Origin of the sequence: Alcanivorax sp. (assembly GCF_040119285.1) — a bacterium.
Lineage (GTDB): Bacteria > Pseudomonadota > Gammaproteobacteria > Pseudomonadales > Alcanivoracaceae > Alcanivorax.
Genome location: NZ_JBEDTY010000029.1, coordinates 51090 through 66397 on the forward strand (window position 1 = coordinate 51090; position 15308 = coordinate 66397).

At 58.4% G+C, this 15308-nt stretch carries 12 protein-coding genes; 4 read left to right on the forward strand and 8 right to left on the reverse strand.

What is annotated here, in order from left to right:
• Nucleotides 1–57: 57 nt before the first annotated feature.
• The gene (locus tag ABNH10_RS07305; protein WP_349385311.1) at nucleotides 58–1002 is read right to left on the reverse strand and encodes a GGDEF domain-containing protein; all 945 of its coding nucleotides are present in this window, start codon (nucleotides 1000–1002) and stop codon (nucleotides 58–60) included.
• Nucleotides 1003–1322: 320 nt separating this feature from the next.
• Between ABNH10_RS07305 and ppc the strand changes: the two genes are divergently transcribed.
• Nucleotides 1323–3989 (forward strand): phosphoenolpyruvate carboxylase, encoded by a 2667-nt coding sequence (gene ppc / locus ABNH10_RS07310; RefSeq protein ID WP_349385312.1) that lies wholly within the window; start codon nucleotides 1323–1325, stop codon nucleotides 3987–3989.
• Nucleotides 3990–4134: 145 nt separating this feature from the next.
• Here the strand turns inward: ppc and ABNH10_RS07315 are convergent, their stop codons facing one another.
• Nucleotides 4135–4395 carry a CDGSH iron-sulfur domain-containing protein gene (locus ABNH10_RS07315; protein WP_349385313.1) on the reverse strand — a complete coding sequence of 87 codons (261 nt, stop codon included), beginning with the start codon at nucleotides 4393–4395 and terminating at the stop codon, nucleotides 4135–4137.
• Nucleotides 4396–4519: 124 nt separating this feature from the next.
• On the opposite strand from ABNH10_RS07315, the gene ABNH10_RS07320 reads away from it, so the two are divergent.
• Nucleotides 4520–5380 carry a GNAT family N-acetyltransferase gene (locus tag ABNH10_RS07320; RefSeq protein ID WP_349385314.1) on the forward strand — a complete coding sequence of 287 codons (861 nt, stop codon included), beginning with the start codon at nucleotides 4520–4522 and terminating at the stop codon, nucleotides 5378–5380.
• Nucleotides 5381–5430: 50 nt separating this feature from the next.
• Nucleotides 5431–6204 (forward strand): lysophospholipid acyltransferase family protein, encoded by a 774-nt coding sequence (locus ABNH10_RS07325; protein ID WP_349385315.1) that lies wholly within the window; start codon nucleotides 5431–5433, stop codon nucleotides 6202–6204.
• Between the two features lie 234 nt (nucleotides 6205–6438).
• On the opposite strand, the gene holA is transcribed toward ABNH10_RS07325, so the two are convergent.
• The 3 genes from holA to leuS all read right to left on the reverse strand — a co-directional run bounded on the left by holA (nucleotide 6439) and on the right by leuS (nucleotide 10493).
• Nucleotides 6439–7452, reverse strand: a complete 1014-nt coding sequence (gene holA / locus ABNH10_RS07330) for a DNA polymerase III subunit delta (protein WP_349385316.1) — start codon at nucleotides 7450–7452, stop codon at nucleotides 6439–6441.
• Nucleotides 7452–7949: an LPS-assembly lipoprotein LptE gene (locus ABNH10_RS07335; RefSeq protein ID WP_349385317.1), complete on the reverse strand. Its 498-nt coding sequence runs from the start codon at nucleotides 7947–7949 to the stop codon at nucleotides 7452–7454. Before ABNH10_RS07335 ends, holA begins: the two co-directional genes overlap by 1 nt.
• Before the next feature lie 81 nt (nucleotides 7950–8030).
• The gene (gene leuS / locus ABNH10_RS07340; RefSeq protein WP_349385318.1) at nucleotides 8031–10493 is read right to left on the reverse strand and encodes a leucine--tRNA ligase; all 2463 of its coding nucleotides are present in this window, start codon (nucleotides 10491–10493) and stop codon (nucleotides 8031–8033) included.
• A 194-nt stretch (nucleotides 10494–10687) separates the two neighbouring features.
• On the opposite strand from leuS, the gene ABNH10_RS07345 reads away from it, so the two are divergent.
• Nucleotides 10688–11302, forward strand: a complete 615-nt coding sequence (locus tag ABNH10_RS07345) for a YdcF family protein (protein ID WP_349385319.1) — start codon at nucleotides 10688–10690, stop codon at nucleotides 11300–11302.
• A 33-nt stretch (nucleotides 11303–11335) separates the two neighbouring features.
• Here the strand turns inward: ABNH10_RS07345 and ABNH10_RS07350 are convergent, their stop codons facing one another.
• The 3 genes from ABNH10_RS07350 to ABNH10_RS07360 are packed head-to-tail and all read right to left on the reverse strand — an operon-like array spanning nucleotide 11336 to nucleotide 15304.
• Nucleotides 11336–13075, reverse strand: a complete 1740-nt coding sequence (locus ABNH10_RS07350; protein WP_349385320.1) for a SulP family inorganic anion transporter — start codon at nucleotides 13073–13075, stop codon at nucleotides 11336–11338.
• A gap of 4 nt (nucleotides 13076–13079) precedes the next feature.
• Nucleotides 13080–13508, reverse strand: coding sequence for a TIGR01244 family sulfur transferase (locus ABNH10_RS07355; protein WP_349385321.1), 429 nt, complete (start codon nucleotides 13506–13508; stop codon nucleotides 13080–13082).
• A gap of 23 nt (nucleotides 13509–13531) precedes the next feature.
• On the reverse strand, nucleotides 13532–15304 hold the full coding sequence (locus tag ABNH10_RS07360; RefSeq protein WP_349385322.1) for a SulP family inorganic anion transporter: 1773 nt from the start codon (nucleotides 15302–15304) through the stop codon (nucleotides 13532–13534).
• Nucleotides 15305–15308: the final 4 nt, after the last annotated feature.

Here is a 15308-nt window from a genome sequence, read left to right on the forward strand (position 1 = left end):
ATTGCCGACAAGGCGGTGTGACAGAGATTGCCTGATAAATGGGTGGTGTAGATAGACTCAATTTATCGGCGGGGCGTGGGCCAGCCAGTGATTGTCTTCTTCGGTGGTGCGGGCCATGGAGGCTTGCAGGTGAGAGAGTGCTTGCTCAAGGGCGGCGTCGCCATCGGCCAGGGTCATCATGGCCGCCCGCAGCCCCGGGTGCCGGTTGCGTAAATCATTGAGCAGTTGTTCCGCCGCCGCTGTGGGGGTGCAGGGTAGCAGCAGAGCCAAGAGTTGTTCATCGTAGCGAGCGGCCACATCACTGCGGCGAATGCGTTGGGCTATTCGGTCGGCGAGTAACGGCAATTCATGGTGTCGCACCAATACTAAGGTGAGCGGCGAGGAAATGCGGTCGTGCAGGGGCACCAGCCAGCCGGCGGTGCTTACCAAGGCTTCACGGCTGATGAAATCAGTATCCGGGTCGCGCCAAGTGGCTTCCAGCGCCGCCCGTGACAGGTGTTGGTTGCGCCAGATCATCAAGCCGAAATACAACATGCAGGCGCTGAGTGCCGCGACCAGAAACAGGCTGGCAGAGGCGCTGGACGCGTCGCTGTAGCTCAAGCGGATAGGAAGCACAAAGGCCAATACGATTTCAGCCCCAGCAAGCATGATTAGAAAGCGTTTGAGGCCATGCAGTAAGCCGTTACTGAGTACAGCAATGAACAGCAGGGCCATGGTGGGAGGTGGATCACCGGCATCCAGTAGCAGCACAATCCCCAGGGTTAGCAGGTCTAACGCGGAGGCGAAGCCGTCGGCGTTGATGGGGCGCCAAATCAGCAGCAGAAGCTGAATGCCCACGTAAGCACTGAACAACAGCCACGGCGTCGCCTGGGGCAGGGTAAAGAAGAAGTGGTCTGCATGGTGGAAATACAGCACCGCAAGCACCGCAAACAGGGCTCGCGCCAGATACTGCATTAGCACCACACCTTGATCCGAGGTAATACGGCTTGAGGTGTTCATCATTAAGTCGATCCCGGGTTCGTGAGCAGGCTGTTGAAAGCCCCTTGCATACTGTCCGTACTCGTTGTTGCCATTTCGATGGACGGACCTGCACCGTTCAAAATGGCCCTAGATTGCGCGAGCCTGAAAGCCAGAGTACGTAACGCGTTTTAATAGCCTGTTTGGAAGGCCTATGTTGCGTCACCGTGGCAGCGGAATAAAGATGGTTGAAAGTGTAATCTTGTTAAAACTGCAATTTGAACAGCATTTGTTGGTCATGGCACCGACTCGAAGAGAGAGTATGGTAGGCGCCGGCGACTATTCCTGCACGGTAAGGAGGCACAGTGGATCACAATGTAAATGCACCATTGCGTGATGATGTCCGGTTATTGGGCGATTTGTTGGGCGAATGCCTGCGTCAGCAGGCGGGCGATTCCATGTACGAGACAGTGGAAAAAATCCGCCAAGCTTCGGTGGCGACCCGCACCGAAGGGGCGGCGTCACTGGCCTCGCTGCGCGATTTATTATCGCCGCTGGATGACGCGACTCTGCTGGAGGTGGCGCGTGCGTTCAGTCAGTTTCTTAACTTGAGTAATATTGCCGAGCAACATCACCGGGAGCGGTTGCATCGTCAACACCAGCGCTATCCGGGGGATGCGGGGACTGATCAGGGGTTGCAGGAGGTGCTGCAGCGCCTGGATGATAATGACATTGCCAAAGAGCAAATTTCGGGAACGCTTGAGCAGCTTTCCGTCGAGCTGGTGTTGACAGCCCACCCCACCGAGGTGACCCGCCGTACGTTGATTCGCAAGTATGACCAAATGGCCGATCTGCTCAGTGAGATGGATCGCCCAGACTTCAATGAAGACGAGCGTGAGTTGCGCCGCGAACGTCTGCGCCGGGTGATTCTGGCGGCCTGGTGTACCGATGAAATTCGTCGTGAAAAGCCGACCCCGGTGGACGAAGCCAAATGGGGCTTTGCCACCATTGAGCAATCCCTGTGGCAGGCGGTGCCGGATGTGCTGCGCCAACTGGAAGCACAGCTGGCCGAGCGGGGGCTGCCTGCGCCCCCCTCCGACTGGGCGCCGGTGAAGTTGGCGTCGTGGATGGGCGGTGACCGGGATGGTAACCCCAATGTGACCGCCCCGGTGACTCGGGAAGTGTTGCTGCTGGCCCGCTGGATGGCGGCAGACCTGTATCTTCGCGATGTGGAGAACTTGCTGGCGGACCTGTCGATGAAGTCGGCCAGTGAGGAATTACTGGCGGCCACTGGCCCAACCCATGAACCTTACCGTGTGCTGCTGCGCGAAGTGCGTAGTCGCTTGCGCCTGACTCGTCGTCAGATGGAAGCACAAGTAGAAGGCTTGCCGGTGCCGGAGGGACAAGCCTATCTGCGCCGTGAAGAGTTGATGGCGCCGTTACAACTGCTTGATCGTTCTTTGCGTGCCGTGGGCCTAAGTGACATTGCCGATGGCGATTTAAAAAATACTCTTCGCCGCCTGAACTGTTTCGGTATCACCCTGCTACGGCTGGATATTCGTCAGGAATCGACCCGTCACAGTGATGTGTTGGATGCCATCACCCGTTATCTGCAGTTGGGTCGTTACAGCGATTGGGATGAGGCGGCGCGCCAAGCGTTTCTGGTTGATGAGCTGCAGGCACGCCGACCGCTGATTGATGCCGCTTTCCGCGACAGCGAACACTGCACTGCCGAAGTCGCAGAGGTATTGGCAACGTGTGAGGTGATTGCCGAGCAAGGCAGCGAAGGGCTAGGTGCCTATGTGATTTCCATGGCCACTACCCCGTCTGATGTGATGGCGGTGATGTTGTTGCAGAAGATAGCCGGGGTTCGTGAACCCATGCGCGTGGTGCCGCTGTTCGAGACCTTGGACGATTTGGATGGTGCCGAGCAAACCATGTCAGCGTTGTTAGCGCTGCCGTTCTATCGAGAGCGAGTGGCTGCCGGGCAGGAAATCATGATTGGCTATTCAGATTCCGCCAAGGACGCGGGCTTTCTCGGCGCGGCCTGGGCCCAATATCGGGCACAGGAAAAGCTCACGGCCCTGTTTGCCGATAACGGCATTCCGCTCACACTGTTTCATGGCCGAGGTGGCTCCATTTCCCGTGGCGGATCGCCCACCCGCATGGCGCTGTTATCACAGCCGCCAGGCTCGGTGGCCGGGCGTATACGGGTGACGGAGCAGGGTGAGGTGATTCGGTTTAAATACGGTCGCCCGTCGGTGGCGGTGTTTAACCTGGAGCAGTATGTGGCGGCCACTTTGGAAGCAACCTTGTTGCCACCCCAGGCGGCCCGACCGGAGTGGCGCCAACAGATGCAGGCCCTGACGGATACTTCCGTGGCGGGCTATCGCGGGGTGGTGCGCGATGAGCCTGAGCTGGTGCGCTACCTGCGTACCGTTACGCCAGAAACGGAGTTGTCGCGGCTGGCGCTGGGCAGCCGCCCTGCGCGGCGCAAGTCTGATCAAGGTATCAGCTCACTGCGGGCGATTCCCTGGGTGTTTGCCTGGACCCAGATACGGCTGATGTTGCCCGCTTGGTTGGGCACCGGTGCCGCGCTGGAAGATGCCCAGAACGATACAGCGCAGAATGCCATGGTGCGGGAAATGGCCAGCGAGTGGCCGTTCTTCCAGGGCGTGGTGGATATGCTGGAAATGGTATTGGCGAAATCTGATTTGCGAGTAGCGGCCTGGTATGAAGAGCGTTTGGCGGGGGACGATCCCGGGTTAATGCGTCTGGGTGAAGTGCTGCGTGAGCGGCTCACCGCCACGGTGAGCGCCTTGTCTGCCCTCACTGGTCGAGAAGACTTGCTGGATAACAATCCGGTGATGCGCTGGTCGATTCGGGTGCGTGACCCTTACACCGACCCCCTGCACCTGTTGCAGGCAGAGCTGATGGCGCGGCTACGTCAGCAGGACGGCGATGAAACGCTGGAAAGCGCGTTGATGGTCACCATTGCCGGTATCGCGGCCGGCCTGCGCAACACTGGTTGAGAGAGTGGGTGGGTGGTTGCAGTGCGACCACCCGCTCATAGGTCCGGTGTAGTCGGCCCTGTTGTCCTAGGGGATCGACGTTCTGGGTCACAGAGCCTTTTGCCAGTAATACCCGGCACCTGCGGCGATAGGTGGCCACCTGGTTTCACAAGTTGGACTTCTCTCCTTTTAGCGCCACATGGCTGCCGTCGCAAATGATGCCTTTGGCGCTATGCTTGCAGCCGCAGAAAAACACAATCTTGTCCTTGTTGGCAGTGTAAGGCACAGGGGAAAAACCGGTGTCCTTGTGGCTGCCATCACAATACGGTTGCGTCTGGCTCAGGCCACAGGCACACCAGTACACCGTATCGCCTTTTTTGACGGGCAACGGAAACGGGACGGTGTCGGCAATGTGCGGGGCGTTCATGGCTCTCTCCTTCTCTTTTTTTATTTTTTAGGCTCTCTGGGTGTGTCGCGCAAATGTCACGCAAGTGTCACTGCCTTGCCATGGCCGCTGACGACACTGGCTGAAACTGCCAGTGGAGCACACTATGCTTGCGCAAGCCGCAGGAAAGATCAAAGCGTTAAGCCCGCAATGGAAAGGAGCGTTCGCTAAGCCGTTCGTTGCCACTGCCGAGATTCTTCGTTTTCCTCGGGAAATGACAGCGGATAGAGAAGCTCAGGCGCAGGGTCGCTTCAGTGCTTACTTCACCCGCTCCCGTCGTGAAATTCTAAAAGTTCAACGTTTACGCTATCGCATCTTCTCCCAGGAATACGGCGCGAGTTTCAGTGCGCCGTTCGGGCTGGATCGCGATCGTTTTGACCGCCACTGCTTGCACTTGGTGGTGCGGGACAATCGCAGCGGCGACATTGTTGGTTACACTCGGGTATTGCCCGGTGACAGGCTGCAGCGCACTGGTGGCTTCTATTCCAGTGGTGAGTTTGATCTCACCATGCTTGGGCGTCTGGAGGGGAAGCTGGCGGAGATCGGACGCACCTGCATTCATCCGGATCACCGTAACGGGGGGGTGATAAGTGTGCTGTGGGCACGGCTGGCGCAATACATGCTGGAAAACGATGTGCGCTACCTGCTGGGCTGCGCCAGCATTGCCTTGAGTGAAGGCTATAACGTGGCGGCGGTCAATGAGCGCATTCAGGGGCGCCATTTGAGCCGAGCCGAGCATCGAGTGCAGCCTCACCTACGGTTGCAGGCATTGCCCGGCGATGCACAAGCGGAGGGTGTGAAGATGCCGCCGTTGCTGAAGGCTTATTTGCGCATGGGCGCGCAGGTATGTGGTGAGCCATGCTGGGACCCGGATTTTAATTGCTTGGACTTCTTTGTGCTGATGGCGGTGGAAAACCTCCCCGCTCGCTATGTGCAGCACTTCATGCAGCCCGCCCAGGCAGTGTAAACAATGGGTAGTGGATAATTAATAGCTAGCAGGCTGTATACAGGAGCGATATGAATCATAGCGTTAGCGTTGAATCCTATCCCGAGAGAGGGGTCTGGCCGCAACTGCGCCGAGTGTGGCGAGTTGCCGGTGTGGTGCTCTATCTACTGTGGGGCTTTGTGCTGGCGTTTTTTCTAGGCGCGTTCTGGTCACCGTATCGGCCCGTGATATTGAAGGCCAAGCAACGATGGTGCTGGCGATTCCTGCGTATCTTGGGTGTGGAATTGACCGTTACAGGTAGCAGGGTCGAGACGCCCGTTTTTTTGGTGAGCAATCATATCTCGTGGTTGGATATTCCCGTTATTGCCAGCCAGCGACATCTGTATTTTCTTTCCAAGGCTGAGGTCGGTGCCTGGCCGCTGATCGGCATGCTGGCTCGTGCCATGGGTACCCTGTTTATCAAACGGGGTAGCGGTGAGTCCGTTCGCGTGGCTCAGGAAATTGCCGGCCGTCTACAGCATGGGCATACGGTGCTGGTATTCCCGGAAGGCACCACGACAGACGGTACAGGGCTGCGACGCTTTTTCCCGCAGTTGTTTGATGCGCCCTTGTTAGCGCAAGTGCCGGTTCAGCCACTGGCGATTCGCTACTTGGACAGCATGGGCGCAGCGGATCAAAGTTTGGCGTTTATTGGTGACGATGAGTTTCATCATCACCTGTGGAGCATATTGTTACGCCGAAAAATTCGTGTTCGCCTGCACTTTTGTGAGCCTCTTAATGGGGAAGGCCTGAATCGCAAGACATTGTGTTCTCTAGCGTACGAACGGCTTAAGGGGCAGTTTTAAGCTACAAGCCCAAGCGGTGAGGTGTGCCCCCAATTCAGTAGGCCACTACCTTTGGACTGCTTTAGCAGAAAGGTGGTTACTTTTCCGAGGTACTCCTTGGACATGATGCGCAAGACCCAATAGTGCTGTGGGCGTGCATTAAATCCGATACTCGGTTCGACCCATCGCTGCTTTTTAGTGATTGTTATGCAAAAACTGTTTGTGCCTGAATAAGGTATCTGCAGATTACGAGCTTTACCGTTCCATGCTGCGGGGCAGGGGGTGGCCGGCTAGGCGCAGGGCCAGAGAAGTGATGTGTTTCCAAGGGTCGCCTTTGGCCATGCCTTTGACACATTGGTCGGCGCGAATGGCGCAGGCTTGGGCAATGCGTAATTGCTGGGGGTTAAGGCGTTGGGCCTGATTCTGCATGGCGCGTACCCTTTGCGGGGGCAGGCGTGGGGGCGGTCCGCCGCCGAGCATGCCATCGAGCAGGCGGATGTCGCGGCTCAAGGCCCACAGTAATACAGGGGGTTCTACGCCTTCAGCACGTAGGGTCTGGATGATGTGCATGACCCGTTGGCTATCACCCTGGGCGGTGGCGTCGGTGAGGTCGAACGGCGAGTAGCGGCTGGAGTCGCCTACCGCTTGCTGCACATCTTCGGGCCCAACTTGGCCGTCGTCCACTAGCAGGGCCAGCTTGTCCACTTCTTGAGCGGCGGCCAGCAGATTACCTTCACTGCGTTCGATCAGCAGGGCGAGGGCGTCTTCACTGGCGCGCAGCCCGCGGCTGGTTAGGCGTTCCTGTAACCAGTTGCGCAGGCCATTTCCTTCTACAGGCCAAACTTCAATCACCGCGCCCATTTCATCCAGAGTTTTTACCCAGGCGCTATTCCAGTCCTTGCGGCGATCCAGTCGCGAGCAACGAATCAATAACAGGGTGTCGCTACTGGCTTCGCCTTTCAGGCTGGCGAGTACATCACGAAGAATTTGGCTGCCGGTTTTATCCGGGCGCTTGTCGTTCAGTACCAGTTCAAGAATCCGGCGGCCACCAAACAGGCTCATGCTCTGTGACTCATTGAGCAGGGCGTTCCAGTCGATGCCGGTATCACTGGAAAAGCGTTGGCGTTCGTCAAAGCCTTGGTCGCGAGCCGCTCGGCGTAAATCGTCGATGAGTTCGCCTTGCTGAAGGGGTTCGTCACCAGCAACTAGATAAACGGGCAACAGCGTCGCGGACAGGTGCTTGTCAAGCTGTTCGGGACGCAGGCGCATTAGTATGTCTCCCACCCCTTGGAGGCCACCGCGATCTGATTGATCAGCCGGAAGGTCATATCTTCGTACAAGTCGTCGCGCACCAGTTGCTCTTCATCGGAGGATGCGACGGCGTTTTCCGGGTACCAGGGCAGGCTGCGCAGCGCCATCATGCGTTTGGGGGTGGTGAGCAGTGCGCCGGTTTTAACATCGCGCAGGTGCCAGTAAAGGGTGTAGCGCAGCTCGATTTCTGCCTGACGACCCTGAGCATCCACGGCGGAAGTACGGCGCATCCAGTCTTCGTCATCAATGATCAGCTCATAGGGGGACTCGTTGTGCACCAGTACACCCTGGTTTTCCAGTTCGTCTTCTAGGCTGTACTTAAGCTCTGTGCTTGCTCCGCTGAGGGTCAGGCTCTCTATGGTGGGCACGCTGGTAGTACCACGCAGCTGCCAGCCACAGGCGGTGAGCAGCAGGGTGAGAGCCAGGGTGGCGATGACGTTTACGGTTACCCTCATGGTATGCGTGTTCTCTCGGTTGCCGGGCGGGGAGGGCTGGCAGCCCTTCCGCCCTGGTTTATCTGCTGCAGTACAGTGGGACTAGTTGGCGACGATGTTAACCAGTTTACCCGGCACTACGATTACTTTACGTACCGTTTTTCCCTCGGTGAATTTCTGCACATTGGGCTCGTCCATAGCCAAGGCTTGCACCGATTCTTTATCGGCGTTGGCGGGCACATTTAGCTTGGCGCGAACCTTGCCATTCACTTGTACCACCAGCTCTATGCTGTCTTTCACCAGCGCGCTTTCATCTACGCTGGGCCAGTTGGCATCAATGACGGCCTCGTCATGACCCAAGGCTTGCCACAGGCTATGGCCTGCATGGGGAATGATGGGGGCCAGCAGCAGTACGGCGGCTTCCAGAGCTTCCTGTTTCACTGCGGCGCCATTGTCAGTGGCGGCGTCGAACTTGCTCACTTCATTAATCAATTCCATCACCGCAGCGATGGCGGTGTTGAAGGTGTTGCGGCGGCCGTAGTCGTCACTGACCTTTTGAATGGTTTCGTGGGTTTTGCGGCGTAGTGCCTTGCCCGCGTCGTCCAATGCGCTTACATCCAGAGTGCCGGTATTGCCGGCTTGCACATGTTCGGCAACCAGGCGCCACAGACGTTTGATAAAGCGGAAGGCGCCTTCCACGCCTGCGTCGTTCCATTCCAGTGATTGCTCCGGCGGGGCGGCAAACATCATGAACAGGCGCACGGTGTCGGCGCCGTATTCTTCGATCATTTGCTGCGGGTCCACGGTGTTGCCCTTGGACTTGGACATCTTGGCGCCGTCTTTGAGCACCATGCCCTGACACAGCAGTTGCTTGAAGGGCTCGTCGCAGTTCACCAGCCCGGTATCGCGTAGCAGCTTGTGAAAGAAGCGCGAGTAGAGCAGGTGCAGAATGGCGTGTTCGATGCCGCCGATGTACTGGTCCACGGGCAGCCAGTAATTGGTGGCGGCCGGGTCGAGCATGGCGGTGTCGCTCTGCGGTGAGCAGTAGCGTGCGTAGTACCAGCTGGACTCCATGAAGGTGTCGAAGGTGTCGGTTTCACGCAGGGCGGGTTGACCGTTGAAGGTGGTCTTGGCCCACTCCGGGTCGGCCTTGATGGGGCTGTTGACGCCGTCCATTTCCACATCGGTGGGCAGCACCACAGGCAGCTGGTCGTCCGGGGTGGGGTGCAGGGTGCCGTCTTCGGTTTCCACCATGGGAATGGGCGCGCCCCAGTAACGCTGACGGGAGACACCCCAGTCGCGCAGCCGGTAGTTCACTTTTTTCTCGCCCAGGTTGCGCTCGTTCAGCCAGGAGGCGATGGCGTCGAAGGCCTCGGCGGAGGTCTTGCCGGTGAATTCCCCGGAGTTCACCAGTTTGCCTTTCTCGGTGAAGGCTTCCTGTGCCAGGTCGATGGCTTCACCGTCCTCTCCATTTGAAGAGACGGGCTCGATCACCTGAGTGATGGGCAGGCCGTATTTCTGTGCAAACTCAAAGTCACGCTGATCGTGGGCGGGCACCGCCATGACCGCGCCGGTGCCGTAGCCCATCAGCACGAAGTTGGCGACCCATACCGGCACCGCTTCACCGCTGATCGGGTGGGTCGCGGTGAGGCCGGTGTAGATGCCTTTCTTTTCCATGGTTGCCATGTCGGCTTCGGCGGTCTTGGTGTTCTGGCATTCTTTAACGAAGTCGGCGACTTCGTGGTTGGCGGCTGCGGCTTTTTGCGCCAGCGGATGGCCGGCAGCCACGGCCACGTAGCTCACGCCCATGAGCGTGTCGGGGCGGGTGGTGTAAACGCGCAGGGGCGTTTCACCTTCAATGGAGAAGTCCAGCTCGACCCCTTCGGAGCGGCCGATCCAGTTGCGCTGCATGGTCTTGACCTGTTCCGGCCAGCCATCCAGCTGGTCCAGATCATTGAGCAGCTCATCGGCGTAGTCGGTGATCTTGATAAACCACTGGGGGATTTCCTTTTGTTCCACCAATGCGCCGGAGCGCCAGCCACGGCCATCAATGACCTGCTCGTTGGCCAATACGGTCTGGTCTACCGGGTCCCAGTTCACTGTGGACATTTTCCGGTACACCAGCCCTTTCTCGTACAATTTGGTGAAGAACCACTGTTCCCAGCGATAATATTCCGGCGTACAGGTGGCCAGTTCCCGGTCCCAGTCGTAGCCGAAGCCCAGGCGCTGTAGTTGCCCGCGCATGTAGTCGATGTTCTCGAAGGTCCACTTGGCCGGGGCCACCTTGTTCTTGATCGCCGCGTTTTCTGCCGGCAGGCCGAAGGCATCCCAGCCCATGGGTTGCAGGACGTTCTTGCCCTGCATGCGCTGGTAACGGCTGACCACATCGCCGATGCTGTAATTGCGCACGTGGCCCATGTGCAGGCGGCCAGAAGGGTAGGGGAACATGCTCAGGCAATAGAATTTTTCCTTGCCGGCATCCTCGGTGACCTTGAAGCTCTGATTGTCATCCCAGTATTGCTGGGCTTGGGCTTCGATCTGATCGGGGCGATACTGTGCGTCCATCGGCTCTCTTTTCTTGACCATAAAAACAAACGGGAACAGGGCGGTTGAAGGAAACATCCCGACCGCGAAGGAGATATAGGATACATGAGCTTAGCTTGGATTTCTCAATACGCGGGTGCCCAGGTGTGCAATCTCAATGATAAATACCTTGGGCGAGAGCGGCGGTGGGCCGTGGCAGCCGTGGGGGCCTGCCAATGGTGCTAACGTACCTAGCGTTGCTGGTGCTGGTGGGTGCCAGCTTGCCGGCGGTGGTGCGCAGTTTTCTGCCGCCATTGCCGCGCCGGATTACCGGCATTACCCCCCAGGCTGTGGTGGTGTTGGGCGCGGGGCGGCGCCAACGAAAAGGCCGGATTTCGTTGACTACCCGAGGGCTGCGTCGGTTGAAATTGGCTGCAGAGCTGGCCCATGAACACGGCTTGCCATTACTGGTCAGTGGCGGTCTCAACCAGACCTCTATGCACGATGATGAGCCCACAGAGGCAGACTTGATGGCGGAGCAAGTGCTGCGGCGCTGGCCGGGGCTGGATGTAATTAAAGAATTCCGTAGCCGAAACACTTGGGAGAACGCTTGTTACAGCTCTGAGCTGTTAGCTGATCGAGGCATAGATGAGGTGTTGCTGGTCAGTGATCGAGCCCACTTGCCCAGGGCCTTGCTGTGTTTTCAGAGCCAGGGTGTGTTGGCTCAGGCGGCGTGGAGCAAACGGTTGCCGAGGCAGGAATGGCTTCCCTCTGCGGGGGCCATATCTATGGTGCCGGAGATTTGGTATGAGTGGTTGGCCCTGGTGTGGTATCACGCTCGATTTTTGTAACCGCTAGAGCAAGAGGCGCCTCGCTTCTTGGTGTTATACGGTGCCAGGTGTCGTGGTGGTTCCGCCGAGCGCTTCAACGGCTTGATATTGGCTAAGGAAAACCTGGCCGCTGAGAGTGCTCAGCAAGTAGGTTTTCTTCAAACGGTCCATCACCGGGCCTTTTACTTCAGATAGATGTAACTGTACCCCGGCGGCGTCGAGCCGGGCGTTGAGGCTTTCCAGGCTCTGCACAGCACTGGCATCCAAGTGATTTATGGCGGAGCACATCAGCACCACATGAGCCACGCCGGCGCGGCCCATGGCATGATCGTAGAGCAGATCCTCCAGTGGCCGAGCATTCCCAAAATACAGTGACTCATCCACGCGTATGGACAGAATCTGATCCGAGATAATGGCGTCGTGACGGTCAATGTTACGAAAATGCTGTGTGCCGGGCACCAGGCCGACTTCGGCCACATGGGGCTGGCTGGTGCGCCACAAGAACAGCACCACGGACAATCCTACTCCGATAAGCAAGCCGCTTTGCACATTGATCAATAGCACCCCGAATAAGGTGACCACCATGGCGATGCTATCCGGACGGCTGTATCGCCATAGCTGGCGAATTTCTCCTAGTTCGATCAAAGGAATAATGCCCACCACAATGATCGCGGCGAGGGTGGCCAAGGGTAAAGCGTAAAATAGACCGGTGAAAAACAGGGCCACCAGGGCAATGCCCATACCGGTGAGCAGGCTGGTCATGGGGGTCCGGGCTCCGGCCTCGAAACTCACCGTGGTGCGGGAAAAACTGCCGGTGACAGCAAAGGAGCCGGATAGGCCGCTGGCCAGGTTAGCCAAACCCAACCCCATCAGCTCCCGATTAGGGGAAATTCGCTCCCGGCGACGGGCAGCCAGCGCCTGTGCCAAAGAAATGGATTCCACGAAACCGATCAGCGCTAATAACAGAGCGGGTGTTGCCACGGCCTTCCAGTGGGTCCAGTCCATTTGTGGGGCGGATAGATGGGGGAGGCCGCTGGGGATTGCGCCGACAATGGCCAATCCCTGTTGATCCAAGTCGAAGGAAAATGCCAACACAGTGGTGACCAGCACCGCCAGAATCGGGCCGGATTTGCCCATGAAGGCGGCGAGCCAAGCGGGTAAACGGCTGCGCTTGAATGCGCCATTGAGTTGTTTAGGGATAAGCAGGGAGGCAATGGCGATGGCACTAATGGCCACGGTGAGCCAGTGACTCTGATTTAAATGTGCGCTCAAACTGCGGCCCAGTTGCACAATGTTATTGCCGCTAGCAGGGATGCCCAGCAGGTGCTTGAGCTGGCTGCTGGCGATCAAAATGGCACAGCCACTTACAAAACCGATGATAACCGGGTGACTAAGCAGGTTAGTCAGCCAGCCCAGGCGTAACACCGCCATTATTATTAGCACCGCTCCAGAGAGCAGCCCCATGCCAATAGCCGCCTGGATAAACAGTTGAGGATCTCCCTGGGCGAGGGCGCCGGCGGCGGAGGCGGTAATCAGTGATGTGAGTGCCGCCGGCCCAACGGACAGGCTGCTGCTGGTGCCGAACAGGCCGTAAACAATCAAAGGCAACATGCTGGCATACAGCCCGGTTTCTGGGGGCATACCCGCCAAGAGTGCGTATGCCAGCCCCTGGGGTACCAACAAAATGGTCACGATAATAGCGGCCAGGCCGTCACCGGCGGCATCGGCGCGGGTATAGCGAGCCAGCCAGTCGCTGGCGGGTAACCAGCGTATTACTCGCAAGGCTCGCAGCACGTTGTTACTGCCCTCGGCGCTGATCGAGCCGCTCTACCAGCCCGCTCAGGTCGTAACCGGCCTGTTCTGCGGTGGCAAGAATACGGGCGTTGTCTTGTTCGCTGGCCTGAGTCAGGGCCCACAGCATGGTGCTGCGGGTTCCCGTACGGCAAAACGCTAATACCGGTGTTTCTGCCAGCGAGACGATGGCGTCGAAGCCGTCGATATCGGTTTCGCTGATGTTACTGCCCACCACAGGCTGGTGAGCGTATTCCAGCCCCGCTGCCTCGGCGGCGGCGGCCATTTCGGCGCTGCTGGGCTGGTTTTCACCTTCACCATCGGGGCGGTTGTTGATGACCATCTTGAAGCCCGCTTTGGCCAGCTCAGCCATATCTTCTGGCTGCAACTGTTCGGCGACAAAGAGGGTGTCGGTCAATTTATTGGTAGTCGTCATGGGGACTCCTTGATGATTTGCTGTCAGCTTACCGGGGTATGTGGGGGCTGCAAGTTTTCTTCGTCTTGGCGGTCCTGTTGTTTTATACATTCCGGTGCCAGATCCTGCATGGCCTGATAATGGGTCAGGTAGATCTTGCCGCTGAGCTGTTCGGGTAACGCCGCTCGCTTGAACTGATCCATTACGGGTCCCTTGATCTCCGAGAAGTGAAGCGTGATGCCTGCGTCGGCCAGCCTGCGGTTGAGACTGAACAGGCCATCGATGGCGCTGGCATCAAGATGGTTGATGGCGGTGCCCATGAGAACCACATGTTCGGTTTGTGGCCGTTGCAGGGCCGCATCGTAGATCTGGTCTTCCAGGCGGCGGATGTTGGCGAAGTACAGGGACTCGTCGATGCGCATACCCATAATTCGCGGTGACACCTTAACGGCGTGTCGTTGCACATTGCGGAAATGCTCGGTGCCAGGAACAAGACCAATCTCGGCCACATGGGGCTGGTTGGTGCGCCATAGATACAGCGCTAGGGAACTGATCACCCCGGCCATGACTCCGGCCTCCACACCCCAGCCCAGCACGCCGACAATGGTGATTATCATGGCGGTGAAATCCAGCCGGGAAAAATGCCAAGTGTGCTTCAGGGTGGCCAGGTCAACCAGTGAGAGCACCGCCACCACAATGGTGGCGGCCAAAGTGGCCTTGGGCAGGAAGACGAACAGGCCGGTAAGCAATAGCGCCGTCAAGGCGATGCCTGCAGCGGTGAAGACCCCGGCCATGGGGGTTTGGGCCCCGGCATCAAAGTTGACCACAGAGCGGGAAAACCCCCCAGTCACCGGGAAGCCGCCGCTGAAGGCGCTGGCCAAGTTGGCGGTTCCTAGCCCCATCAGTTCCTGGTCTGGGTTGATACGCTGGCGCCGTTTGGCCGCCAAGGTCTGGGCCACGGAAATGGATTCCACAAACCCTATCAGGCTAATCAGTAGTGCAGGCACTAGAAGTTGCCGCCAGAGTTCTGTGTCCATGGCGGGCATGATCAAACCGGGCAGACCGCTGGGTATGTCACCGACGATGGCGACACCTTGCTGGTCGAGACGCAGGCTGGCAGCAAGCAGGGTGGTGGCCAGTACCGCCAACACGGGCCCGGCCTTGCTGATTAGATCTGCCCAGAAGGGCGCTAGCCCCACTTTTAGCAGCAGCGGTTTGAAAGACGTGCGCACCCAGAACAGAAAGACCGTGGCCGTGCCGCCGAGAATGAGGGTGGGTAGATGAATGTTGGGCAGGTGGTGATAGAAGGACGCACCCAGTTCATAAAGGTTGCGGCCACTGAGCGGGACACCAAGCAGGTGTTTCAGCTGGCTCGCGGCGATCAGAATTCCGGAGGCGGTGATGAAACCACTCACCACCGGGTGCGACAACAGGTTGGCGATCCAGCCCAGTTTGAACAGGGCCATGAGTATCAGGATAGCACCGGACAGGGCGGCCAGGATGATGGTTGATGCGATGTATTCAGGGGTGCCGGCGGCGGCAATTTCACTGGCGGCGGCGGCGGTCATCAGCGAAGCAACAGCCACCGGGCCAACGGCTAGGGTGCGGCTGGAGCCAAACAGGGCGTAAGCCACTAGCGGCAGGATGCTGGCGTAGAGCCCCACTTGCGGGGGAAGGCCGGCGAGCATGGCGTAGGCCAGGCTCTGCGGAATCAGCATGATGGTGACGACAACTGCGGCGACCCCATCCTGAGCGGCAGTCTGCCGGTTATAGAGGGGGAGCCATTGTGATGCTGCCAGCCAGCCAGGAAGTTTCATTGCC